This window comes from Paenarthrobacter sp. NCHU4564, assembly GCF_052156435.1.
In the GTDB taxonomy this organism is placed as follows: domain Bacteria; phylum Actinomycetota; class Actinomycetes; order Actinomycetales; family Micrococcaceae; genus Arthrobacter.
The window spans coordinates 74,447-99,721 of sequence record NZ_JBQLIS010000010.1 but is presented as its reverse complement, the minus strand read 5'-3'; the positions used below and the strand labels follow the sequence as shown (position 1 = coordinate 99,721).

19 protein-coding genes are annotated in these 25,275 nt (G+C 60.1%); 7 read left to right on the top strand and 12 right to left on the bottom strand.

Features of this window, described 5'->3' with window-relative positions:
* Positions 1–5 precede the first annotated feature (5 nt).
* Positions 6–1,127, bottom strand: coding sequence for a DUF3320 domain-containing protein (locus ACSVIE_RS12180; protein WP_442423996.1), 1,122 nt, complete (start codon positions 1,125–1,127; stop codon positions 6–8).
* A gap of 327 nt (positions 1,128–1,454) precedes the next feature.
* On the opposite strand from ACSVIE_RS12180, the gene ACSVIE_RS12175 reads away from it, so the two are divergent.
* The 4 genes from ACSVIE_RS12175 to ACSVIE_RS12160 all read left to right on the top strand — a co-directional run bounded on the left by ACSVIE_RS12175 (position 1,455) and on the right by ACSVIE_RS12160 (position 7,652).
* Positions 1,455–4,394: an McrB family protein gene (locus ACSVIE_RS12175; protein ID WP_442423995.1), complete on the top strand. Its 2,940-nt coding sequence runs from the start codon at positions 1,455–1,457 to the stop codon at positions 4,392–4,394.
* Entirely contained in the window at positions 4,394–5,641 is a 1,248-nt protein-coding gene (locus ACSVIE_RS12170; protein WP_442423994.1) for an McrC family protein, read from the top strand. Before ACSVIE_RS12175 ends, ACSVIE_RS12170 begins: the two co-directional genes overlap by 1 nt.
* Positions 5,642–6,565: 924 nt before the next feature.
* On the top strand, positions 6,566–6,751 hold the full coding sequence (locus tag ACSVIE_RS12165) for a hypothetical protein (RefSeq protein ID WP_442423993.1): 186 nt from the start codon (positions 6,566–6,568) through the stop codon (positions 6,749–6,751).
* Between the two features lie 484 nt (positions 6,752–7,235).
* Complete coding sequence (locus ACSVIE_RS12160; RefSeq protein WP_442423992.1) at positions 7,236–7,652, top strand: hypothetical protein; 417 nt, start codon at positions 7,236–7,238, stop codon at positions 7,650–7,652.
* A 13-nt stretch (positions 7,653–7,665) separates the two neighbouring features.
* Here ACSVIE_RS12160 and ACSVIE_RS12155 read toward each other — a convergent pair whose 3' ends face one another.
* The 8 genes from ACSVIE_RS12155 to ACSVIE_RS12120 all read right to left on the bottom strand — a co-directional run bounded on the left by ACSVIE_RS12155 (position 7,666) and on the right by ACSVIE_RS12120 (position 17,753).
* Positions 7,666–8,913: a flavin-containing monooxygenase gene (locus tag ACSVIE_RS12155; RefSeq protein WP_442423991.1), complete on the bottom strand. Its 1,248-nt coding sequence runs from the start codon at positions 8,911–8,913 to the stop codon at positions 7,666–7,668.
* Between the two features lie 58 nt (positions 8,914–8,971).
* The gene (locus tag ACSVIE_RS12150; protein WP_442423990.1) at positions 8,972–9,223 is read right to left on the bottom strand and encodes a hypothetical protein; all 252 of its coding nucleotides are present in this window, start codon (positions 9,221–9,223) and stop codon (positions 8,972–8,974) included.
* A gap of 40 nt (positions 9,224–9,263) precedes the next feature.
* Complete coding sequence (locus tag ACSVIE_RS12145) at positions 9,264–9,578, bottom strand: hypothetical protein (protein WP_442423989.1); 315 nt, start codon at positions 9,576–9,578, stop codon at positions 9,264–9,266.
* A 931-nt stretch (positions 9,579–10,509) separates the two neighbouring features.
* Positions 10,510–10,881: a TfoX/Sxy family protein gene (locus tag ACSVIE_RS12140; protein WP_442423988.1), complete on the bottom strand. Its 372-nt coding sequence runs from the start codon at positions 10,879–10,881 to the stop codon at positions 10,510–10,512.
* A gap of 114 nt (positions 10,882–10,995) precedes the next feature.
* Complete coding sequence (locus ACSVIE_RS12135) at positions 10,996–12,330, bottom strand: Wadjet anti-phage system protein JetD domain-containing protein (RefSeq protein WP_442423987.1); 1,335 nt, start codon at positions 12,328–12,330, stop codon at positions 10,996–10,998.
* Entirely contained in the window at positions 12,320–15,724 is a 3,405-nt protein-coding gene (locus tag ACSVIE_RS12130; RefSeq protein ID WP_442423986.1) for an ATP-binding protein, read from the bottom strand. The genes ACSVIE_RS12135 and ACSVIE_RS12130 overlap by 11 nt, the downstream gene beginning before the upstream one ends.
* Before the next feature lie 2 nt (positions 15,725–15,726).
* The gene (locus ACSVIE_RS12125; RefSeq protein ID WP_426006364.1) at positions 15,727–16,314 is read right to left on the bottom strand and encodes a DUF4194 domain-containing protein; all 588 of its coding nucleotides are present in this window, start codon (positions 16,312–16,314) and stop codon (positions 15,727–15,729) included.
* Positions 16,311–17,753, bottom strand: coding sequence for a DUF3375 domain-containing protein (locus ACSVIE_RS12120; protein ID WP_442423985.1), 1,443 nt, complete (start codon positions 17,751–17,753; stop codon positions 16,311–16,313). Before ACSVIE_RS12120 ends, ACSVIE_RS12125 begins: the two co-directional genes overlap by 4 nt.
* A 292-nt stretch (positions 17,754–18,045) precedes the next feature.
* On the opposite strand from ACSVIE_RS12120, the gene cspE reads away from it, so the two are divergent.
* On the top strand, positions 18,046–18,249 hold the full coding sequence (gene cspE / locus ACSVIE_RS12115; RefSeq protein ID WP_021472668.1) for a transcription antiterminator/RNA stability regulator CspE: 204 nt from the start codon (positions 18,046–18,048) through the stop codon (positions 18,247–18,249).
* A 73-nt stretch (positions 18,250–18,322) separates the two neighbouring features.
* On the opposite strand, the gene ACSVIE_RS12110 is transcribed toward cspE, so the two are convergent.
* From ACSVIE_RS12110 to ACSVIE_RS12100, 3 genes are all read right to left on the bottom strand, one after another.
* Positions 18,323–19,264 (bottom strand): hypothetical protein, encoded by a 942-nt coding sequence (locus ACSVIE_RS12110; protein ID WP_442423984.1) that lies wholly within the window; start codon positions 19,262–19,264, stop codon positions 18,323–18,325.
* A complete protein-coding gene (locus tag ACSVIE_RS12105; protein WP_442423983.1) occupies positions 19,257–19,895 on the bottom strand; it encodes an ABC transporter ATP-binding protein in 639 nt (212 codons plus the stop codon). Before ACSVIE_RS12105 ends, ACSVIE_RS12110 begins: the two co-directional genes overlap by 8 nt.
* A gap of 63 nt (positions 19,896–19,958) precedes the next feature.
* Positions 19,959–20,474 carry a hypothetical protein gene (locus tag ACSVIE_RS12100; RefSeq protein WP_442423982.1) on the bottom strand — a complete coding sequence of 172 codons (516 nt, stop codon included), beginning with the start codon at positions 20,472–20,474 and terminating at the stop codon, positions 19,959–19,961.
* Positions 20,475–21,397: 923 nt separating this feature from the next.
* Here ACSVIE_RS12100 and ACSVIE_RS12095 point away from each other — a divergent pair.
* On the top strand, positions 21,398–23,944 hold the full coding sequence (locus ACSVIE_RS12095) for a LuxR C-terminal-related transcriptional regulator (RefSeq protein WP_442423981.1): 2,547 nt from the start codon (positions 21,398–21,400) through the stop codon (positions 23,942–23,944).
* Between the two features lie 75 nt (positions 23,945–24,019).
* Positions 24,020–25,273: an APC family permease gene (locus ACSVIE_RS12090; RefSeq protein ID WP_442423980.1), complete on the top strand. Its 1,254-nt coding sequence runs from the start codon at positions 24,020–24,022 to the stop codon at positions 25,271–25,273.
* Positions 25,274–25,275: the final 2 nt, after the last annotated feature.

Genomic DNA, 25,275 nt, shown 5'->3' with positions numbered 1-25,275 from the left:
GCTTCCTAAGCGTGAGTGCGAAGAACAAAAAGTTTGGTGACTGGATCCACGGTGAACATTCCCTCAAGGATTGCGATGTTCACTCCCTTCCCGATGTGGGAGGTAAAGGCTTTGCTTGCCTTTTTCCGTCCAAAAGTTTCGAGGGTGGCACGTCGCAGCTCCACCTCACTGAGGGGGCCGCTTCGCAAGATTTCCGACGCGGCGTTGGCGAGTTCCCTTGGGCTGATCTCGAGGAAGTTACGCGACGTCCCAGCCGGGGATGTCCGATAAATCAGCCACCTTGATTGGTCGACTCCATCTGGCCACACAAAGCCATCTTTGTCCGTTATACAGGTAGACGCCTTTATCTGAGCCAGGATCTTCTTTGCCCGGGCTTCGTGTACCTTGCCCAAACCATAGGTGTAACCGACTAGTTTAGTAAGGCGGTCTACGTGAATCGGTCCTTCGGAGTCAACAATTTCTTCCACTGTTGCCCGGACCGATTCTTTTGCGGACTTTTGCGGCAGGTTTTCCAGAGTTTCTACGTCACCAGTCACGACGACGCTCCAGGGCTCGTAAACGGTCTGCCGTGCTCCGAACCTTTCCTGGGTTTCCTTGAAACTCTGCGGAATGGTGGGGTGTTCTGAGCTCAGGCTCTCCTCGGTGTTGCCGTCAGGTTCATCTATGTCGATCTCGGGGGTGACGTCGTCTTCTACCAAGGTCTGGAGCAGACGGGAACGTTCCAAGGCCGCGAGGTTCGCCCGTTCTTGGTCTCCAACGGTGGTCAGCAGAATGTACGCCGTATCAACGGCGCGCATGGCTTCAAGCGCGGTGAATTCATCGTTGTGGGCCCAGCGATTGCGCACCAAGCGCAGTTCGCTGCCGTAAATACTCATCTTGCGGTGGGGATCCGCGGCATCGAACGGAAACCCAAGTGGACCGAGCCGCTCTGTGATGACCCGTAGCTGGCACTGGACGTCGTTCCGCGAATAGGTGCGGGCTGTCCGTCCCTTGATCCGGTCCAGCTCCTGCAGCACCATCGGCCATTCGAGGCCGCCGAGGTGTGGGTCCAGCACTTTCTGGATAACTGGATCTAAGCCCTGCGAAACCAAGCTCAGTGCGGTCTGCACGTTCGAGTTGTAGCTCAAGATAGCCCCCATCAAATTGTTGTACTTGGAAAGCGTAATAGGAGGCGACGACATTTGAGGCACTAGAGACCATGCTGAGAACGCCGTGCAGTGAGGACTGGACGTGGGAATCGGTGTCATACAACCCGCTTCCGCCTGTGTCACGCTCGGATTAGCGCTTTAGAGTGCTAGATATGTGAGTGGTCGTGGACGGCGAGTTGCAATCAGCCACATAGGTGCTCCGCGGCCAAGGCGCACGTCGTTGCGCTGACTGAGCAGAAATCGGAGTTCCTGGATGTCCCGTTGTGTCGAATGCGCATTTGTGGCGCTGCTGGGGAGGGTGGCCCCGTGAGCGATTCCCTGTGGAAGCAATTCATGGAGTTCGGCGCACTGTTCACTAAGACTGTCGATCTAGACGCTGACGAGTACAGCTACAAGATTGCGGTTGCCGAGCGACTCCGGAGGACCCGGGAAACCTTCCTCGAACGGGATCCGGAATGGTTCGAAGCGCTTAGGCGGGACATCGCGTCATCCGGGTTGATGAATCGATACTTCATGATGCGACTGATTGACTTGGGCCGGACAAAGCCCGGTGACCTGTGGCAAGTGATCGCCTTGCTGTGGGATGGTGATTTGAATACCGGTCGCATCGATGAGTTCGCGCTTGCGCTCCGTCCATACAACCAAGAACAGTTTTCCGTGGGCGGCATCATCGGATTCGCTTCCCTCCTGCTCATGGGGCGTGACCCGCACCGTTTCCCGCCTTACCGCGCTCAGGCAGCCAAAAAGTTTCTGAAACTGGTTGGCTGGGATGACAGAGGCGCAAATGGAGACGCTTCGCTCCGCTATGAACTCCTCCTGGAGGCACTCGACGAGATTGTGCGGCTGGCTCCCGAGCATGGCATCGCATTACGCGACCGTTTGGACGCGCAAGGCCTGATGTGGACTGTGATGAATGTAGATCCGACGGACGAGTGGAGCCCGGCTGACAGCGCCGCGTTCCGAGCCTGGAGGGGCGACAAAGTGGAGTCCGGTGAGAGTGTGCCCAGCAGTATCAGGCATGCGCAAACACCAGCGGGACTGACCATTTCAGCGGGCCTTCGGGGGCAGGCTTCGCCCATAGACGGCCGCACCATTACGTGGACGGCCAAAGCAGCCAAGGACTTGGCCATTCGGAGCGCGAACACCGATGTCGGCAGGGGATCCTTCATGTCCAAGCTGGAACGTCAGCTAGAAGGCGCCGCCAAGGAGACCGTTATGCTGGCAGCCGAACTGGTGTATCTCCAGGTCTTTCCCTTGGAAAACGTGACACCGGCAACGAAGATCGCCCGGGTGGAGAAAGTCCTGTCGTGGGCGCCGGGCGCCAGCGTGGTTCTGTCAGAGCAACTTCGCGAGGGGCTCGAAGCGAAAGGTGCCTTCAACGGGGGAGTGGGCTTCAACATTCAAGTCGCGGACCACGTGGGCTGGCTCAGCCGTTTCGTGGAGTACGTGACTGAGCAGCCCGAGCACGTCATCAACGCGGCCCTCAAGGACCCGTGGGCGTTCATTGGCCTTACGCAGTTGGTGCCCAAGGACTGGCCAACCATCCGTTACAGCATCGAGTACCTGGCATGGCCGGATGATCTTCAACCTGTGGTCAGCCGGGATCACAGGATCAAAATCCGGAATGCATTCGCGGGAATTATCGGAGGGCCCTCGGGCGATTCCGAACTCGACATTGCCCAGGACCTGCTAAACATCCGAAAGGCCCAGCAGGGCGATTCGGACGAATTCATCGAATGGTACGACGAGCCCTACCTGAGCGAGTGGCAACCATCCGATAGCGGCGGACGACGGGCCTGGTTGGTCCGTCAAAACCAGGGCGGCATTGCCTTGGTCGATTCCTGGTTCGGAAATGACTTTGTTTCAGTCCGGGCCCAGCACCTCGGTTCTCCCGATCCCCGAAGCAATTTCGACCAAGTGCAGGCCGCGGTCAATGCCGGATACCAGCACATCGACTATGCAGAACGAAAAGTCCGGGCCCAGGAGTTCTATCGCTTCCTTTCCCAGATGAAATTAGATGACTTCGTTCTCACGGCATTCGAGAGCGACCTCTATCTGGGCGTCATTACCGGTGAAGCGGAATTCGCGGATGATGAGACGTCCCGCTTGCGGCGGCAGGTTGCTTGGCGTCAGGAACCCATTCCCAATGACGACCTTCCGGCACCGATGCCGAGGCTGTTGGAAGAGCAAGGTTCCGTCGTGGATCTTACGGATGGGCTGTCCATTATCAGCGCGTGGTTCGAGGCCGAGCCCGGGCCGGACCGCACCAAACCGGGGACGGTCGCACCGCCGCAACCCGCCGTCGTACCTCAACTGCGCGAGGCGACCGCCGATCTCGCAGCCAAGCTGCATGTCCAGCGTGACGACATTCAGGAGGTCATTCGGCTCCTGCAGACGCGGCAACAGATTGTTTTCTACGGTCCGCCGGGGACTGGCAAGACGTACCTGGCGGGCAAGATTGCACGCTTCCTCGCGGGCGAGGAACACGGAGACCATGTCAAGACGGTGCAGTTCCATCCGTCGTATGCGTACGAGGACTTTTTCGAGGGGTACCGTCCGGCAAAGTTCAACGGCGACAATGTCGGCTTCAGTCTGGAACCTGGCCCTTTGCGGCGGATCGCCGCTGAGGCATCGCTGGACGGGAACCGCGACAAGCCCTATTTCCTGATCATCGACGAGATGAACCGTGGAAATTTGGCAAAGATCTTCGGCGAGTTGTACTTCCTTCTGGAGTACCGCGACCAAGGCATCAACCTTCAATACAACCCGCAGCAGACATTTGTGCTGCCGCCAAACCTTTTCATCATCGGCACGATGAACACCTCTGACCGATCTATTGCCATGGTTGACGCCGCGATTCGTCGCCGCTTCGCCTTCGTGGAACTGCATCCGCAGGAGGGCATGATTTCCGGAATGCTCGAGCGATTCCTGGAGACCACGGGGCAGCCAGCCCTGCGGGCTGAACTCCTGAACGCTCTGAACAGTGAAATTGGGGCCACTAAGCGTGATCTGATGATCGGACCGTCGTACTTCATGAAGGACCACGCTGAGACCGAACAGGGCTTGGCTGAAATCTGGAAGTACGAGCTGTTGCCGTTGCTCGAAGAGCAGTATTTCGGCCAGATGAGTCGTGAAAAGATTCGCGAGAAGTTCGGGCTCGCCGCTGTTCGACGTAAGGCTGCGGGCGACGTGGGTCTGGCTTCGGTTGGTGTTGTTTCAGAATCGGATGACGAAGCCGCAGGCTAATGCCGACTGAGATCATCCTCGACGAACTGCGTGGGTACCCGGAGCCCGTGGCCCTGGACCGTGAGGTGGCTGCTACGCTGCGGGACACCGGACTGGTGTCCGTTGTCCCGGCTCATGGAGGTGCGTGGACGATTCTGCCTTCCGGCAAGGTAGGAGCCGTCCAGATTGATGACCTTTTGGTCAGAGTGAAACCCAAGGAAAAGGTTGGTCTCAGCAAATTGCTCTTTCTGCTGGGCTATGCTGCCGACCCTGGGTTTCGCCCTGAGAACGTAGTGGGTGTCGAGGACGAGCGCCTATTTCCTGCCCTGGCGGAGTCGCTCGCAAGGCACGGGGAACGAGCCCTCGAACGCGGCCCGCTGAACGGTTACGTTCACGTGGAAGAGTCGCTGCGCACAGTCAGGGGACGCATCCGCGTCGGCGACCAGATGACCCGTCGTCCCGGGTTACTTCTGCCACTGGAAGTCTCCTATGACGACTACACCCTCGACGTCGCTGAGAACCAGATTCTCCGCGCAGCCCTTCGCATGATGCTCCATGTTCCGAGGCTGTCTGACTCGCTTGTTGTACGACTCGCGCACCTGGATTCAAAGCTCGACGGTGTGTCAGCTCTGAATCATGGAGCCCCGTTGCCGGCCTGGACCGAGTCCAGGATCAATGGGCATTACGTACCGGCAGTGAGGTTGTCCGAGATCATCCTACGAACCATGTCCGCTGAGGCTGGTGTGGGACACCGTACGGTCGCATCCTTTGTGGTGAACATGGCCACCGTGTTCGAGGACTTTGTATCGACTGCGCTTAGGGAGGCGCTGGAGCCATACCCAGGGCTGACGGAGTGGCAATACGAAGCGTTCATGGACGAAGCCGAACCGGGGTATCCCAGCGGTGACAGGGTGCGCATGTATGTGGACGTGGTCCATTCAGTTAGCGGAAGGCCTGTGATGGTCTTTGATGCGAAGTACAAGGCTGCTTCGGCCGGCGGCTCGTATCCGAATGCGGACCACTATCAAATGCTGGCCTATTGCACGGCACTCGGGGTGCCTCGTGCTTGGCTCGTTTACGCGGGCGCGGGAGAGCCGCGGGTTCGTCAGATCCGGAACACGGGCGTCTCGGTGGTGGAGTTTCCCCTGGACCTCTCGCGGGATCCGGAGGCGTTGTTGGCGCGGGTGGGCGAGCTGGCGGCACAAGCGTACGGAAGCCATATTCAATTGGCTTGTCCGGGAGATTCGGACCAACGTTCGACCGAATGAGATGTCGCCTTCCATGGTGAGACGGTAGCAATGGTTCGACACGTGGTAGATAAGCCGCAGCAAAATCGCCGGTCTACATGTAATATCTCAAGATTTGATCAAGCTGTTCATTGAAGGCTTGCTCTCGATTTCTGCATCTGGGATCTCAAAGTCGCACCAAGAACGGTACTTGCGCCATCTAATTCGGCGACTTCTCCCTAAAGCAGCTTGATGCAGGGCGCTGTGAAAGTTGCATCTGATCTGCATGCATATACACTCAAGTGCGTTCACGTTGCACAAGCGGTCTTGTCTAGTTGGAGAGGCTGCTATCGATTTAACTTCATTGGGGGAAATGTATGAGCCAGCGGTTAGTTTGTGCCTTCGGGCTCAGGTGGCAAAAAAGCCCTGCAACGTAAGACGGCAGTTCTTCCGAGCCGAAAGAAGTAGCTCATTCATCGCTGATATCAGCGCGCTATTTTCCATTCCCCCATGTCTTGGAAGCAGTTCCTCCTTGCCATAGCCAAGAATCCTCGCACACCACGGAGAATAATGACCATCCCCGACGTTCCCCAACACCAGCCTGGCGGTCCTCTTCCATTTAGCGGTCCTCCAGTTCAGCCAACCGGCCCGCTCAACGGGCCGACGCCCGAAGGGTGGCCTCCGGCGCCAATCCAGCAGACGCCTCAGAATTCGAAGGCATTTCTGTTCGGGGCTGTCGGACTGGTGCTCGGACTCCTGCTGGGAATCCTTGGAACTGTTACCGTCAACGGACTCACCCAAGCCGCTCAGGCAGCAGCGGCCGCAGACGCGGAGGCCAAGAAGCCACGGCCTCTCCCGGCGGCAGTCAACACTTGCAAGCTTTCCAGTAAATCCTCATACGCCAAGTTGGGTGATGACGGACGCACTCTGTCGCTCGATGGAAAGGGTGAAAAGGACTCGAATGGCTTGGCTTGGTCGGACATCGAATGTGTCCTGAACGCCGTCAATGTTCCTGACTACGTTCGCGACCAGATGGGCTCAACCCGCGCACTGGACGGCACCCAGCGTGAATCGTGGGACAACTTCGCAGCGACATGGAGTTACCACCCCAACACCGGCGCAAACGTGGTTCTTCGCGTAACCGGTGAGTAGCGAAACCAGATAATCGGGCAGCTTCTCTGTCCGCTACCCCAACACACTGCGTTCACACTCACCCGCCTCAACGAACAGGTATCCGATGTCCAACAACGAAGATGTGCAAAACAAGTCAGCTCTTCCGCCCAAGCTCCTGACTGACCCGGAAATTTTCCCTTCAGCTGCTGAGAGCCAGCGCGACAGCGACCCAACCCACCAACAACCGTCGAAGCCGCAGCCCTCCGTCAAAAGGTGGTTCAGAAAGTCGGCGTAAGTTCAGGATGAGGGCCAAACTCTCCCCGAACCTGGCACAGCCGCAGACAACGGGGACGCCCCTTCGAATGACCTTGAGCCGAACCCCAAGTCTGGGCGCAGGCGGCTGTGGATTTGGGTTGCAGCCTCGATGGTTGTTCTGTTGGGCGGGGCTGTCTTCCTGGGTTCGAGACTTCCTGATCCCAAGGCGAGCGACGAATATCAGAGTCTGCAGGCCGACAACGCACGAGTGACTGGTGATTTGAACAAGACCAAGACCGATCTGAAGACGCTCGAGGACGGCATGAAGGCGCGTGAGGTCAGGGTGGCTTCTTACGGCCAAGAGCTTCAGAAACGCGAAGAAGCGGTCAAGTCCGCCGAGGCCGCCGTGAAGAAGCGCGAAGATGCAGTCACTGTGGCTGAAAAGCAGAGGGCCGCAAACACGGTCCGGGAGGGCACGTGGACGGTGGGTGTCGACATCGAACCGGGTACCTACCGGACTGATACCGAAGTTGCCTCGAGCTGCTACTGGGGTATCTACCGCACGGGCTCTAACGGATCGGACATCATCGACAACGACATTGTCAGCGGTGGACGTCCGACGGTCACTCTGTCCGCGGGGCAGGACTTCAAGACGACACGATGCGGAGCCTGGACGAAGCAATAGTCTGCTGCTTCAGCTATACGTGGCGGGATACCTGTCCCGCCACGTATTCGGCGTCGAGGCCCACCCCACCGAGGATCGACGAGTAGTGGCGCGTCAGCCAGGGAAGCCCTACGGCATACAAACCGGCTTGCTCGGTGACGCCTGCAGTGTGCTTTGGATACCCCAAGCCGTCCAGCACAGGTATGTCGATGAACGACAGGTCCAACCCGTACCCGGTCGCCCACAAAACGGAAGTGATGCCCGCATCGGCCAGGTTCAACGAAGCAGGTTCGGAAGGCAGCCAGTCGTCCGCGGGAACCGGCTCCTGATCCGGCGCATCGATCCCAGCCGCCGCAATGTACCCATCAATCGCCTTCCGCATCCGCTGATCGAACCCGGACTCGACTGTTGTCAGGCGTTCGGGGAGGTCGTCGCTGAAGGTGATGTCGCCGTCGTCGATGTTTTCCAGGCGGCCGTGCAGGTGCATGCCGATTCGGCCGAGTTCGCGGAGGTGGATGTCGTGGCCGCCGTCGGTACCGGAGAGAAGCGGGTTGCAGGCGAAGCGGGCGGCGGGGGAGGGCAGTGCCTCGCGGGTGAGGGCTTTGATGCCGACATCTGGGCCGTGTTTACCGGTTTCGAGGAGCCAGTACAGGATGTCGTGGCCGCGGTAACGGCGGGGCGCTTCGGGGCAGGTGGAGACGGCGAGGTGGACTTCGCGGCCGGCGTCGTGCAGTTCCTCGGCGATCTGTCCGCCCGACTGGCCCGTGCCGACGATGAGGACGGCTCCATCGGGGAGTTGTTGGGGGCTTCGGTAGTCGTGGGTGTGGAGTTGGGTGATTTCCTTTGGGAGCTTATCTGCCATGGCTGGGAGCTTGGGGACTTGATAGGCGCCGGTGGCGAGCACTACCTTCTTGGCTTGCATGCTGCCGAGTGAGGTTTCCAGGTTGAAGGTGCCGTCGGTTGCTGTGGACAGGCGGGTGACGTCGACGCCGGTGTGGACGGGTGCGCTGATGACCTCGGCGTAGCGCCTGAGCAGGTTCACGATGGCGTTGCGGGGGAGGAAGGCGTCGGGGTCGTCGCCGGTGTAGGGCATGCCGGGGAGGTCGAGCGTGAAGTTGGGGGTGTTCATGTAGAACCCGTCCCAGCGATCCTGGTAGGCGCCGCCGAGGGAGTCGCGCCGCTCGAGGAGTTGATGTTCGACGCCGGCCCGCGTCAGCCAGTAGCTGGTGGCGAGACCGGCTTGGCCGGCGCCGATGATCACGGTATCTGGGGCGGATCCCATGGCGTGGATTGTACGCTCGGGGGCCTCACTTGGGGATGGGTTCTGAGGTTGCCGAGAATCAGCCCGCAGTGAGCGCTGCCAGCCGGCTACATTCCTCCCACAGCCGCTTCCGGGCGGCAGGATCTGAGCCCATGCCCGGAGTGGGCAGCTGCTTGCGTTTGGCCCACAGTTTGCCGGTGACGCCTGCCGTCTCGGGGGCGGTGGCCAGCCACAGGGGAGTGTCGGCGGCTTCCTCAGCGGGCTTACCCAGGGCGTTCGTCAGTAAGCGGAAGGGACCGCCAACGTCCTGCAGCAGCCCCGTGTTTTTCACCAGGCCGGGGTGAGCGGCAGGGCAGTGTCCACCGGCATACTCATGCTCGCCGCGTCTGCTTCGGATTCCGCCCGGCCCACACCTCGGATCTGAAGAACCTGCGAAGCACTTCCTCGCCACCATCAGCGATGCCTACCTCGGAACCCGACAGGACGAAGAGCGGCATAAACCCCTTCTGCCTGGCAATGTAATTGGCCAGGTCCAGGGGAGACCTGTCAGCCAAGGACATGCGTTCACCGGCAAGAAGCCGCGTGGTGACATCCTCAGAGCCAGACATCTGCAGGATCACGCGGAGCTCGAAGTCGCGGAGGATATCCGGCTCCCAGATGCTCCTCAGGCACTTCCCACCAGCCATATGTCTTCGCCCCCATCAAGCCCGTTGCGTGTACTCCGACTAGTTACGTGAGCCGCACCCAAGGTTCGTGACGGACAAAGCTGCCGTGCCGCCGTCGTTCGCGTCGCTCAATCGGTGGACTTGGCACCCTGCTTCATTCGCCTTAGGCGGCAAAGTGCGCCGGCCCGCCTAGAAGCTCGCCTGACTCGTTCACGGAAGTACCACGCCAGTGCGAGGCCCAGGATTACAAGCGGGAGCAACTCAGGGGCCAGGGCGAACGTGCCGACGATGATCTCGAATGTTTCCAAACCAACGAGGGAGGCGGCCGCAAACCAGATCCAGCCGCCGAACAGTGCGGCTCGGGTGGCAATTCGGAGAATGAAACGGCGGGTGAGTCTCCAGTGCAGGACCAGGAAACGAAGCGGCCGCGAACGGAATCGGCCGGGTTTGGGGCGAAGCAAAGACAAGAGGGTATTGAGAGACATGCGGAGAGCTCCTTGTGGCGGCACCGAGAGAACTGTCACGAGATCGCCCAAAGAGGAGCAGCGCAGGCAGCGTGATGATGTGTTCCTGCGGTTACGCGAAGGATTTCAGCGGGCTGCGCGGAGGCTCCTGGGGCGACAGTGAAGCCAGCCAGGAGAGCGTGGTCCCGTCCCGCCCTTGGGGACGGACCTGACTAATGACAGCGAGCCTGGTTGGGGTTCATCACGCATTGACGGCACGATGGTACGGGCCACCAGAGCGACGACGGCGCAAAGCAATGCTCGGAACATATGGGCCATGAGGACCGTCACGGCCAGGACGAGGGCCAGAAGCGCGAAAGCGGTCAGCGGAGGAGCCCCGGCGCTGACCGTCGTGCGGATCGCTACGTCAGCCTGGACAAAGTGTTCCAACAGGACCCATCCGAGCAATGACGCTGCACCTCCCCAAATTGCATTCACACTGCCACAGGCTAGGGCTTCTTGGCGGATTTCGGAGCTTTGGCAGCCTTCGGCGGCAACTTCGACACGTGCTCGAAAGCCTTCGCCACCCACGGCTCTGCTTGTTCGGCGTCGTCCTGCCAGGATTCCGGGAGGCCAACGTAGCCACCCATGGGGCGCTCCTCGGGACCGAAGGGTTGGGTCTGGTGGTTGGCTTCGAGTTCGGCTTTGTCGCTTTCGGAAAGCTTCACGCCGATGGTGGGGCCGAACAACCCCGCGAACATGTTGCCGTTCACGAACGCGCCAAGGTTGCCGAACATCGGCTTGACCACCACGTCAGGATGATCGGGAACCACGGAACGGAAACGCTCTTTGTCGGCCTCTGATGGCTTGGGCATCTGCATGGGATGTTCCTCCGGGAGTAGGGGATGGGTGCAGCATACGGCGGCGAGCAGCACGTCAGGTAGGTGCAATGCGGTAAAGAAGCCGATACGCGCCGGTCCGTCATGTCGCCGCCGTTAGCGCCACTCGTCTGGAGGCATCTTCGACTTCAAACTGGACCGCACAGGGGAGTGGACGGACAGTTGATACATTCCATCGCTCGCCGTCGGTAGAACGGTTGCGTTCCCCAGCCGAGCCTGCACCCACTCCCATCCAATCAGCTCCTGTTCCAGCCGCACGCGGTTGCCGTACGAGTCCGATTGCAGGCCCTCGTACACTCGTGCTTCGTCAGGCGTGAGGCGCCCAAGCAGGGCGCGCGATGGTGCCGGCTCCTCGCTCCAGGACTCGCGATGTCCCAACAGCGTCTCTTCGTCCATCAGCACACTCACGACGTGGGGATGGACTGAGCGGAGCTGGTCGAGGATGCGGAACCCGTGCGTATCAAGATCGCCCCAGTAATGGACTTCGCAGTCCCGAAGCCATGAGGCGTCGCGCAATGAAGAGAAGCCGTACCCCCGGCCGAAGATCGCTAACGTTCCAGGCTGTTCCGGGAGGGAAAGGAAGTTGACGAGGTTCTCGGTGATGATCGCCCTGGTCACTGGGAGTCGGAGAGACTCGAACGCCTCAGCGGTAACCGTGATGTCCCGCGCGCCACCCAGGACTTCCAACGATGGGTCCAGAACCCGGAAGCGAACCTGCTCAGGCGGATGGAGGAAACCATGCCTTTCAGCGAAACGGGCGCCAGAGGTTCGGGCCGGGCGCGCGTCCAACAAAACCTCAAGGTCGGAAGGCTGTTGGGACAGATCCTCTGCAGACGCCTGCGAACCCACCAGCGCCTCCAACATCTCGTCGATGGTCCTGCGGTGCGCCTCGATGAACTTGGTGTGCACACCCGGCAAGCTGAGCTGCCGGACGTAGACCCCTGGCGAAGGATTGCTCTGGAGCCACAGCGCCACCCCGGCGGCAACCAGCGCGGAGTCACCGAGATCCAGCAGCTGCTTTGGTCGCTTCGCGGCCCAGGAAAGCAGCAACGAATCCAATCCCGCCAACGAATCGGCCAGGGACAGGAACCGCTGAAGCTCCCGTGACTTCCCTACGAAAGCAACCTCGTCCTCAACCGAAGCAAACACAGCTGCAGCGGGAACCTGATTTGAACCGATAGTGGCGCGGCCGATGTCTACAGTCTCCAAACTGAACGGTCCTGCAGCGGAGAACAATGCTGCCGCCCAATCCCTGGCAGCAGCGTAGTTGTCCCGCAACTCCGCAGCCGAAGGTCGCTTCAACACCCGGCGCCGCGGGTAGACACCAGACGGTTCAAGGGTTTCCCGCAGCAGCTGGCCCCTGTCCCAGGCAGTAACGGACAAAGCCCGCAGGGCGCTAAGAGATGTCCAACCTGATGACTTAGCCGGCATACCGTTCCCGTTCCTCGCGGTACTCGGTGATGGTCATGTTCCTGAGCTGCGAATCGTTGCCGTTGATATTGGCTACGAAGCCCACATGTGCCACAAACGGTTCGATGACGTTGATCTTCTGCAAGGGTGTCACGATGAGAAGTTGGAGTTTCATGCGTTGGAACAGCTCCATGCCGTACCGGGCTGACTCGTCGGACCCGCGTCCGAAGGCCTCGTCGATCACCACGAATCGGAAGCTCCGGTCCTTCGCGACGCCCCGCGGCGTACTCTTGACGCCGGCTAAACCGAACTGGAATGCCAGCGCCGCGGCCAAGATCGTGTAGGCGAGCTTCTCCTTTTGTCCGCCTGACTTTCCTCCGGAGTCAGTGAAATGCTCGAACTCCTCGCTGGTTTCCGTCCATCGCTCAGACGCTGAGAACGTGAACCAATTCCGCACATCGGTGACCTTGGCAGTCCACCGTTCATCCAAAGCCGTGAACCCTTCGCGGCCGCGGAATCGTTCGATGAGCCTTTCCACCTGCAGGTACTTTTGCTCGGAGTACTGCTCATCGTCACCGATGGTTCCTTCGGAGCAGGCGCGCAGATCGACGCCGAACTGCCGTACGTCCAGATCCGAGGAGTTCTGGTGCTCCAACTGGATGTGCCGGCCCGCGTTGTACTCAATCTCCGCCAGAGACCGATTGATCTCGCTGATCCTGCCTATGATGCTCTGCCGCCGCGCATCCAGGAAGGCGTTGAACGCCACAACCTCGTGGATGGTGTTCTGCGTCAAGGACTCCTTGAACCGCGCCTCAAACCGCGGAAGGTCATCGCGTTCCAGTTGTTCAAGGAGCCTGTTGAACTCGTCAGCGGCATCCAACGTGGCGTCGATGTCTGTGGTTTCGTTCGGGTAGTCGTGCCTGAAATCGGCCATGAGGCGGACCGTAGATGTCTCGGCCCTCGCGATGCTCTTCGTCAGGGCATCAATGGTGGCGGTCAGCCCAGATCGGACCTTGCTCTCGGCCGTCGCGGTGTTCTTGTACGTCAACGCTTGCTCGCCCAGAGCCTCGGCGGTGAGCTTCGCGACGGCAGCCAGTACGTCGCCGTCGAACGTCAACGGGTGCTCACGAAGGGTGAGGCGGCAGGCCTCGATGGCCTCTGCGATGTCCCGGGCCGCGTTGCCATTCGCGCCGATCCGTTCGCGGACCTTATCGGACCGGTCCTGCAGTTTGCCGATGCGCCCCTCGACTTCCGACTCTTTGGCTGTCAGTTGTTGCAACACGCTGCTGGCGGTTTGCAGCTCAAGCTTCTCTGCCTTCAGTTCCTGGATCTTGCGCGTCGACAGTTGCCAGTTAATCTCCTGGAACTCGGTAAAGAACCCGATGGTGTTCAGATGCTGTCCCCGCCGCTGGGCAGATCCAAGGGCAGCGTCCACCTTGGCCAACTCCGCCAGGACGCTCCGGTGTTTGCCATCCACGTCATCACGCTCTGTCCGGATACGACCGATCTTCTCGTGATTGTCCCAACCCAACACAAAGTTGCGCCTGTCCATGAGGCCTTTGCGGTCGTCCTTTTCATGCCGCCCCCGCGGTCCCTTCAACTGCCCGTTGACGGTGACAGCTTTGGGGTACCTGCGGAAGTCGTCCATGGTGTCGCAGCACGTGTAATCGAAACGCGTGCTGAGCTCATCCAGCAGGAAATCGCGGAAGGGTGTGCCCTGTTTGATGGCAATTTTGGCGGCCAGCGTCCCTGGCGAGGCCGGGCGGGATGAGTACGAGTCACCCACCTTCCGGTACACCAGCTTGCCCTTGAGGTCGTTGGCGTCCACCCACGAACTCACCGCGGCATAATGCTCTGCTGACACCAGGAGGGACAATGCGAAGCCCCGCAGTGTGCGCTCGGCCGCGCCTTCCCAAACGGACTCGCCTTCGCGGACCCGCAGCAACTCTGCGGCGTAGGGAAGTGCGGACTCGGCGATGCCTGTACCCGCACAAATGGAACGCCGCATGTCTATCTGGGGCGTTTCGAGCAACGTGGTGCGGGAGCCGAGGCTTTTCAGTTCGGTGTCCAAGTAGTCCCGCCGAACGCCCAACTCGTTGAGCTCTGAATGGAAATCCGTGCGCCGATCCTGCAGCTCCGATGCCTGCGCCACCAGGCTCTGTTCGATCTCGGCGAGTCGACTCCGGTTCGCGTCGAACAGCACCCTGTCCTCGGGAACGTTCAGTCGAAGTTCGACGGCGGCAGCTGAGTATTGCTCGAAGCGCTTGCGTTGCAGCTGGGCTGCTTCTTCGAGCTGGGACACTTCGGCGTCGATGGCAGCAAGCCTGCCTCCGCCACTGGTGCGGATGTCTTCCTGGATAACGGACAGCTCGTGACGGAGCCGGGTGAGCTCAGAAGCCAACTGGGTGCTGTCTTCCCTGAGTTTTTGGCCGGCCCGCTCCAGCTCTTCTTGGTGGGCCAGGCTCAGGGTGAGCTGCTGGCTGGTGAACCAGGCGTGCAGCTGATCGCGTTGGGCGCGGGCGCTCTCTTCCTCGGAGCTGAGCTTGCGGTGGGTGGCCGCACCTGCACAGATCGGCTTCAACAATTCGATCTGGTCCTTGGCCCTCACCACTGCTTCGTGCGCCTTCTTGAGGTCATCGAAGTGGCTGATCAGCTTGGCGATCCGCGAGTTCACATCGTCGTCCTCCAACATGTTGGTGCGGACAAAGTGCGTAATGTTCTCCACCTGTTTCATGGAGACCGTTCGGTGAAAGAGCTCCATGGCTTGGTTGCCGGTGATTCCGAAGTGGCGCTTGAAGGCTCCTGCGTAGGGATCGAAAGAGTCATGAACTGTAACGCCGGCGTCCTTGAGGCGCTTCTTCAACTTGGCGGGTTCTTGCCCGAAGTTTGAAAAGTCCTCGGTGATGGTTTGCTCCCGCTCCGCCAGGGAATAGAACCGCGTGGGCTGACCGGCTTCCTGTGTGGTCCACAGAGTGATGCCCAGAGTGACTGTCTTCCCCATCACAGCGTTGTGGAAGACGCCCAGCACCACGGTGAGGGTTCCTGGATCCCGCAATGCCACGGGCTTGGAGTATTCACCGCCGGTGCTCCGGGTGCTCTTGTGGTATCCCCGAACGTAGGACATCAGGCTCCGCTCACGCTTCTGTGCGCCTGCTGCCTTGTTGTACTCAATCCGGTTGGCTGGGAGGAGCAACGTGGTGATGGCGTCCACCACTGTGGACTTCCCGGAACCGATATCGCCCGTGAGCAAGCTGTTGGCGCCTTCCAGATGGAAGGTCCGTACACCGCCGTGGAAGGTGCCCCAGTTGAGCAGTTCCAAACGCTGCAGTCGAAAACCGGGCGGCAGGCCGCCGTCGTTCGCTTCTACGGGAGGTTCCTCCAGCGTGAAGAGACTGTCCTGAACTTCTGTGTCCATGGCTATTTACTTCCAGTTAGTTCGTCACGATAGTCTGCGAGCCGAGCGTCGAATTCTTCGAGCCACTGCGCATCGACATAGGCCTTCAGGATCCGCATGACCTCGTACGCCGTACTTTCGCCCTTGAGCTTTCGGAGGAAACCGAGCTCCACCACTTTCTTGATGTTGGCAGCCAACCGGTCCTTGATCCGGACCTCATTGCTGGAGTCCGGCAGGAACAACAGAACCATGTCTGCAATCTCCTCCTCGGTCATGATGAGGCGCAGTTCGCTGCTGTTCGTATCGAATTCGAGGAGGCGCTTCCTGAAGAGCGCAAGGAGCAGACTGACGTCGAACGTGAGTTGTCGCCGCTGAATGAGCCGGGGGAGTGAGCTCTCAGGGTCCTCCCGTGACCTCAGGAACGCGTAGCCCTCAGACTCGTCCAGTATCAGGTCCAAGCCGAGCACTGCGACGTACTCGCGTACGTGCGAGGTCAGCGCCAGAAGCGACTGCCACGTCTTTTCGTCCGACTCCGCGTACACCACCCCTTTGAACAGCTTGGTGACCACCGACGGCAGTTCTTCGGGGGTGGATGGTGCCTCAAAGTTCATGCTGGCCTCACAAAAATGAGCTGGTCTACGGTAGCTTCCCGAGTGACGCCGTCTGCCGTCTGCCACTGCAGGCGTTGTGTCACATCAGGGTTGATGGTTGCCCATTCGGACTCGCTGGCCAGCTGGTAATACGCCACCACCTCCGCAAGTCCGTGGGTCAGCGGGTAGGAGTCGGCGATGTCAGCCAGCGTTGCCTGGCCGGTCCTCTCCAAAACGTCCTCGACATTGGCTTTGAGCCGTTCCTTGTCAACATGGAACTGATTGAACAGCGCGCTCGCATCCACGGCTGCGTCATCGGCCACTGTTACCTCATCCAACACCCTAATCCGGCTGCCTGGCGCGTACAGTGGCCGCTCGAACGGCAGGGCCACCGCCACGGTGGGTGCGTCAATCTCCATAAAAATGTTCGACGGCGGCTGCTCGCGGGAGTCGAGGGCGCTCGCCTCGATGCTTCGGAGCAGTTGCATGATGCGCTTGTTTTCCAGGAAGACCTTGTCGTCCAAGAGCCGGCGCATCTGCTGGGACAGCTGCCTTACTGTGCTCTGCGTTTGCTCAACGGCGGGCAACCAGTCCTGATGGAGGTTTGTGATGGCCTGAAGGTTGTCCATCTGCGCGAGGGCCTCAATCCGGGTGGCCCGCTGCAGAAGGTCGTCCAGCTCGTTCCGCATGTGGGGGGACATGAGGTAGTCCCAGAAGCCTTGGAACGTCCGGCCCTGTAAAGAACTCCCGATGTCCTGCTGGTTGGCGAAGATGGAATCCAGGAGCTCGCCCTGGCTACCGTCCCAGGTGGCGATCTGCTCGCGGACCTGGCGGTCCAGCTTACGGAAGTTCTGCTCTACCTCGCGAAAATCGGACAGGAGATCCCTGGCCAGGGACGTCAGCTGCTGGAAATGGTCCAGGGCTTCCGGCCCGCTCATGACTTTGACGTTGCCGTCGCGGATTTGCTGCATCTCGCGGTCAATCAGGTCTCTCTGCCTCTGCAATTCGACCAAACGAACCTCTGGATCCGTTTCGGACTGCTGGACCAGGGCCTTGAGGACGGCAAAGATGCTGGTGAGCCGGGACTGAGTGGCCACAAAGTCGCGGCCTTTGAGGGCCTCGACCCACCGGATGACGTCTTCCGTGGCGGGCATCAGATCATAATGGGGTTCGTCTTCCCCCTGAACGTAGTACTTCCGGAGCCAGGCGCGCTCCGGGTCAGCCCACTCGTCCAAGTACTCCGACGCGTTGCGCGGAAATTTGTCCTCGCCGTAGGTGTCCCGGACCCCGAAGAGAACGTCATCCAGGGCATCGATAAGCTGCTGCCTTCGAAGATTGCGCTGGTTGCCATCGGTAAACGCCGTCATGAAAAAGTGCAGGGCAAGCGGGGCGTTCGTAGCACGGAGGAGCGACCACCCGGGGTGGTTCTCACGCAGAGAAGCAATTGCGTAGTAGTCCATGGGTTCCTCGACGTCTGGGCTGCAACCGGCTTGGAAGTGGTTGCCTGATTCACAGGCTATGCCAGAGGCCCGACAGTTTTTGCCACATCCGCTGGATTAAATCCGCCCCGGCACTAGCTATCCCCGCAGATGTCTGTAGACTTGACGGTGTTGTTGTGTTTGGCATTTGGTAGTTCAGGCAGTCCCCGCGGTCCACTTCGGATCGCGACCTTCTGAAGTAACGGTGGAGAACACCCCACACCGGAGACCCGAAAGTCGGGAACAATCTCCACCTTCAGTAAGGACTGAAATTATGGCTACAGGTACCGTCAAGTGGTTTAACGCTGAAAAGGGCTTCGGCTTCATCTCCCCGGAAGATGGCAGCCAGGACGTTTTCGCCCACTACTCCGCAATCAACTCCTCGGGCTACCGCTCCCTCGAAGAGAACCAGAAGGTTTCCTTCGACGTCGAGCAGGGCCCCAAGGGTCCCCAGGCAGTGAACATCCAGGCTATCTAGTCTTCGGATAGACGCAAGAGCAGGGCCGGTCAGCTGAGCTGACCGGCCCTGCTTTTGTCTACCTCAACCCCGATTAGACAAACTTTGTCATTCGTGACCAGATGAGCACGGAGACCAGGGCAACGAAGACCAAGCCCCCACCCATAAAGGCCAAACCGAGCTCAACGTGGACAGGATATGGCGGGCGGGGACTGAAACCACCCCAGTAGTTGAAGATGCCCTCTCCGGCAGAAGTAAGTACATTCCTCGGATCGTAGGGCCCTGCGAAGGGTGCCACCATAAGAAGTGCGCCGGCGGACAAGCTCGGTATCAGCATGCTTCTAACCACCAATCCGACAAACAGGCCAAGCAGCCCGAACAGGATTGCAACTGATGTGCTGAAGGCGATTTGAGCCGCGGGGCTTCCAGTGGCCGCGCCGGCTACAGAGTAGGGGAAGTTGCGATGGACTGAGTCCAGGAAGGCAGCTCGAAGGATGGGTGCCACGGTTAGGCTCAATGTCGCAGCGATAAGGGTTGCAGCCAAGGAAACAGCTACGACGGTAACGACTTTTGCCGCAACATAAGACCTGGGGCCCTGCATCACCACCCGGTCCTTCAGAATCCGACGGCGAGTGTCGTCGGTCGCCACTCCGCACCCGTATATGAAGAAGAGCAGCGGAATGACTAAGAAGGTGATCATCTCCAGTCCGGTACCGACTGCGTTCGCTCCTTCGAAAGCTTGAAATGCGAAGTACGCCCTTTCGTAGTCATATCGAAGTGGATTGTCCACCAGCGTCTGACCATCCAGGAGAGACTGGTTGATGGGCTGCGCCAGGGCCTGGGTCAGTGACACTCCATTGGCTGATGCTTGCGCCTCCGTTGTCTGAAGGCGAACCATGCTCGCATCCACGTTGCTGACGCTCCCAATGAAGGCAAACACGAGAGACAACGCGAGACCGCCGATGGGAAGCAAAATCAGTCTGCCCCAGTGCTGGTACCTCAGTTCGGTTCGTATTGAACGCAGCAGGCTATTCATCAAAATCATCCGCCTGGATAAGCGGTTCGTCTGGTTCCATTCGGATCTTCCCGTGCCGAATTGTGAACTCAGACGCGGTCACTTCCCGGTAGAAAGAGGTTTCGTGGGCAGAAATGAGGATGCATGCTTTATTCGAGGCGCGGTCCAGCAGGCGCAGAAGTCCGTCTTGGCCGGCTACATCCAGGCCGGATACTGGTTCATCCAGCAGTATGCAAGGTTTCCCGGATGCAAAAGCAGCTGCTAACTTGATCTTCTTCCGTTGGCCGAGAGAGTAGCCTGCCGAACGCGTCTCAAGCAGATCGCGGTTTAGAAATTCCTTGACCGCGGGAGCATCCTCAACCACACTTGATGGGGCATCCAGTAAGGCACGCAGATTCTGAAAGCCTGTGAGCCTACCGTGCAGTGTTGAATCATCAAAGACGGCGGTTACATTATTCTTTAGCGATTCATTATGCCAAAGGATACTTCCTTGATATTGCTCTAATCCGGCAAGGCACTTGAAGAGTGTGGTCTTACCGTATCCATTTTCTCCGCGCATTATGTGTACGCCCGTGGAAGGGATGCTCAAGGATGCGTCGGAAAATATCTTCTTTCGCCCATACCGTTTGGAAAGATTGATGATGCGTAGCATGAGTCCTCTTCAATGAGGGGCCAGCTGCGGACAACTGGCCCCTAAGGGTTTAGGGATGTGCGGCTAGCCCTGCCACGCGTACCAGGCACCATCGCCGTAAACGTTCGCACTTTGGATCACCGTTGAGTGGTAGATATTGACATTGCCCCAAGGGGTTGGAGTACCTACTCCTGCGTCAGTCAATGCCCGATAGGAGTGCTGCCAGGTGCTGGCGTAACTTCGATTGATTCCTAGTGCCTGCACTGTGTTGAACCCGAAAGCACCAACGCGTTGATAGCCGTAGCTACTCGTTACCTGCCTCCAGTCGTAGTAGAAATCAACGTTCTCTTCCGTGAAAAGCATCCAGTTCCCGGAATACAAGCTGGCGCGGCGAGAGCCGACGGCCGTAGTTGAGTACGTTGGCTCACCTTTTTTCAGGCTCAACTGCATCGGGGCACCTGTGCTCGATGCAGTTTTCGGTGTGGTGATGTCCTTGAGAGTCTGTGTACTGTCAGGCGCATCGGCGGCCTGAGCGGGAATCGCCGTTGTGGCGAGGATCGCGGAAAGAAAAGCGACTGCAATGCTGGAGCGATATTTCATGATCGTTTTCCCCCAATGGAAATGATCGCAGGAAGGACTCGGGCTTCTTGGCCGGTTTATACCCAACGTCCGAGAGGGCGTCAGGTTGAAGGTGAATTGCACCTACTAGCTGCTCGCTATAGATCACATTCACTGTGCCCGGATTATCTTCCGTTCACAGATTCCGTGATTGAGGAACACTCTCAACCCCATAACTGTCTTTGTCAAATCAGTCTACTTGGCAAGTTGAGGTGTGGAAGGCAGCTCGCTTAGCCGAAATGTGAAACCAGAAACGCTTATTAACCGATCTCCGAATGCCAGCAGTACCTAGACGATGCTGGCCAGTACCTATTTTTACCGAAATCGCCACCTAGTTAACCCCGAAAGCATCTGTGCAAGGCATATTCACCACCTACTCCCGATCTTTAGATTTAGGTGCCGGAGCAACCGCTGGATGAGGGTTCAGACAGGCGTGTGGTGGACCCCTTGTTCGAGCCCCAGGTCCCCAGTCCCCGGGCTACCGCTCCTTCGAGGAGAACCAGAAGGTCTCCGTGGACGTCGAGCAGGGCCGGCCGCGAGGCCGGTCCTGCTTTTTGTCGTACCAGTTGAATATAAGTACTACCGCTTCATTAGCAGCTAGAATACATATCCACATAGCTAATTACACCCATGTAATTCGCTTCCCGCAGCCCATAGCGTTGATGGCAAGAGACCATGACGCAAGGGGTACTGATGATCTGCCCGAACACTCACCACAACCAGCCCACACCACGCCGCCACCACCTAGTCGATTTTTCGGAGCACCTAGATTGGCCCAAATCACCACCTAGTTTGGGGCAATCCGGCCTGTGCAAGGCCTTTTCAGCACCTAGTCCGCTCTCCAAGTTCTAGCCTGCGAGGTGAGCCGAATGACGGTCATGCACAGAAGCAGAAGGTTGGATCGGGTGTTCGATTCAGAGGTCCAGCGCGTCCTGGACTACGTTGCGCAGGGCATTGGTGTGCGCATTGTTGGGGTACCCGGAAGCGGCAAGAGCACGGTAGTGCGCAGCGTCGTCACAAGCCTTGAGAAGTCGGGGGCGGTGGTCCACGCGATCGCCGGTCTCCGCACCCACAGGAACATCCCCTACGCGGCCATCAAGAGCCTCGGACTGGACCTGCGGCCGGGCCGCAGCGGGGTGTTGGATTTGGCTGATGTCCTTTCAAGCAACCTCGCCATGATGGGCAAACATGTCCTGGTGGTGGACGACATCCACTTTGTCGATAACGAATCCCTGGCCGTACTGGAAGCTGTCCGCAGCCGCTCCAGCAGCCCCTTGGTTGCCACGGCACCCGAGACGCTCAGCTTCTCCAGGGGCCAACTTGCTGTCCTCAACCACGGGCGTGAAGCTGTCCTCCAGCTGGACCCCCTGCACTACGAGCAAGTCCACACCCTCGTCTCGCAAGTACTCGGCGGACCAGCCGACGCCGACACCACGGCACGGATCCTCACCAAGTCCGCCGGAAACCCCCGGCTCATCGTGAAGATTGCCGAGACCGCATCCCTGAGCGACCTTGTGGTCCAGCGCGGCGGGCTGTGGCGGATGACCAGTGACACGTTGTGGAGCGATCATCTGCGCGGGACCATAGAGGCCCTGCTGGCCGAACTCACCCCGGAGGAGTTCACAGGCCTGAACATCATGGCCATCCTGGGCACCGCCCGCCTGGACATCCTCCAGAAGATCATCACCCCGGACGTTCTGGACACCCTCGAGCGCAGGGGCTTCCTCACCGTCCTGGACGATCACCACAACGGACCCACTGCTGCCATCAGCCCACCGGTCATGGCGGATTACTTCCGTGGCCAGAAAGCCTTGCGGGACAGGCACCTGCTGCGGAGCCGGATCGCCGGGGTGCTGGACTCCACACCCCAATCCGCGGACACCATCACCACATCGGACAGCCTCTCCCGCGTGCTTGCCGCGCTGCGCCGGGAACGAAGCAGCGACGACGCCGTCACAGCCCGCCACTTCCACGAACACAGCGCGGTCCGCGAGCGTGCCCGCTTTGAACGATGGGAGGCCAACAAGTCTGCTGCAAACGCGGCGGCGCTGCTGCGCATCTATTGGGGCGCACCCGTCGATGTAAAGCGCGCCCAGCGCGTCTGTACAGAAACGCCAACGCACGACGCCGATCCCTCCGACCTGCTGCTGCTCACCATCACGAAGGCCCTCCTCGCCATCAATGCCGGCCGGGGACTGAACGCCGCCGTTGAGGTCCTCAAGGACTTCGGTGAAGCGCACCCCGGACAGAAAGCGGGGGCAGAGGCTGCGATTCTCTTCCTCAGCGGCTCCCACGGCCGCGTGCCGGAGGCGCCCATCCACACCGGGGTGGACCAAAACCCGGGAATCGGCCATTTGATCCAGGGCTTGATGCACCTCTACCGATTCAACCCGGAGACGGCCCTGGACACCATCAAGGACGCCGAGGACGACGAGACCTTCCCGCACCTCCGCCCTTTCATCAACGGATTCTCCCTCTTCGCCGCCGGCAGGATCGACGAATCCCTGGTGTTCGCACTCGATTGGCGTGCCGAAGCCCGCAAGAACCTGGACCAGTTCGGAGTGGTCACCAGCAGCTACATTGCGGTCCACGGACTGTTCTACCGCGGCTACTTCGAGGAAGCCGAGTACCTCATGAGCAGCGTCTTCGCCATGGGTCGCCCCGGCTTTGTGGTGGACATCCTCTACGACGCCATGCTCCGCCTCGCGGGCCTGCGGCACGCCACGTCGTCGTCGGCGCCGGAGCTGTCCATCGCCACCCAAGCGCGAACGGAAGTGCCCGACGTCGGACCGTTGCCGGGCGTGGGCAAGGGGGCTTACGTACTGGTCGCCGGAAGCAACACCCGCGCTGCGGGCTTCGACCGCCGCGCGGGACTGCTGATCAAACGGCAGCTGAAAAGCGGCTACGTGCTTGAAGCCATGATGACCTCGCTGCTCTGCACCTGCCTCAGCCCGGGACTTCCGGTGCTGGACCTGCTGAAAAAGATCCTCAGGGACAGCAACATCACGGTCCACGATCAATTCCTGGCCATCGCAACCGCCGTAGTGGAAGGAGACCATGACCTGCTTGGCATTCTCCTGAAGCACTATGAACCGGACATCAACCTGTACCAAGTGGGCATGTTGCTGCAGGGCGGCCTCAAAAGGCACGTCCTGGAAGGCGACGCCACGGCAGCGGAAGCCTTGGCGGAGGCATCGTCCCAGTTCGCGGCCAGCTTCCCCGCTGCGTTCGAACCGCTGTCTTTCAGCACGGTGAAATCCGTGCCCTTGACAGAGCGGGAGACCGAGATCGCCGTGATGGCGGGATACCGCTCCAACGTGGAAATCGCCGAACAATTGGGCATCAGTGCCAGGACCGTGGAAAACCACATTTCCAACGCCTTGCGAAAAACAGGAGCGACGTCGCGCAATAGTCTCTTCATCCTCGTCAGGAATTCACTGCCGCCCACGTGACACTGGATACGCTGGAAGCATCCCCGCCACGGCACTCCCCGGCAGTGCCGTGGCCCCTGATGCTGAAAGGCACTTGTGAACCAGTCACCCGCGTTGGCCAGAAGACTAGGAACTTTTGACGCGTCCCTCATCGGCCTGGGATCGATGATCGGGGCCGGGGTGTTCGCCGCCTTCACACCGGCAGCCCAGGCTGCAGGGTCAGGACTCTTGGTTGGCCTGGTGATTGCGGCTTTCGTCGCCTTCTGCAACGCGACCTCATCGGCGCAGCTCGCGGCCGCCTATCCCACCTCCGGTGGAACCTACGTGTACGGACGCGAACGCCTCGGGCCCTGGCCCGGGTTCCTCGCCGGATGGGGATTCGTCATCGGAAAGACAGCCAGCGCCGCTGCCATGGCCATGACCTTCGCCGCGTACGCAGCTCCCCAAGGCTGGGAGCGCCCGGTGGCGATTGCCGCCGTCGTACTTCTGACAGCGGTGAATTATCACGGGGTGACACGGACCGCGGGCCTGACCCGGATCCTGGTGATCGCCGTGCTGGCCGCCCTTGCTGTCTCGCTGGCCGCGGTGTGGGGTGGTTCCGGTCCCGACTTTGGCAACGTGCTGGGCGAAGGTCTGGTGGCCGGGGGTTGGTACGGGGTTCTTCAGTCCGGTGGGCTGCTGTTCTTTGCGTTTGCGGGCTATGCGCGGATCGCGACCATGGGGGAAGAAGTGCGGGACCCTCGCAGGACCATTCCTCGCGCCATCACCATCGCGCTGGGTATCACCGTGGTTCTGTACGCCGTCATTGCGGTCACGCTGCTCGCGGCCCTGGGCCCCGGCGGTGTGGCGGGCAACCCGACTCCGCTGGCTGCCGCCGTCGGGAATGGCTCGCTGGGATGGGCAGCGCCCGTGGTCCGAATCGGCGCGGCGGTTGCGTCGCTGGGCGCGCTCCTTGCCCTAGTGGCCGGCCTGGGCCGGACCAGCCTGGCCATGGCCCGGGAGCACGACCTGCCGCATGCGCTCGCAGCCGTTCACCCGAAGTACAAGGTTCCGCACCGGGCTGAGGTCACCATCGGTGTGGTGATCTGTTTGATCATTGCTGTGGCGGATCTGCGGGGCGCGATTGGATTCTCGTCATTTGGAGTGCTGCTGTACTACCTGGTGGCGAATATTGCTGCGTTCACCCAGCCCGCTGAGGACCGCCGTTACCCGAAGGCGCTGCAGCTTGCCGGTGCCGTGGCCTGTGTAGTGCTGGTAGCCACCCTGCCGCCGTTGTCGGTGGGCCTGGGGGTGGCGATGTTCGCCGTGGGGATCGCGTACCGCTGGGTGCGGCTGCGGGCGCGCACCTGACG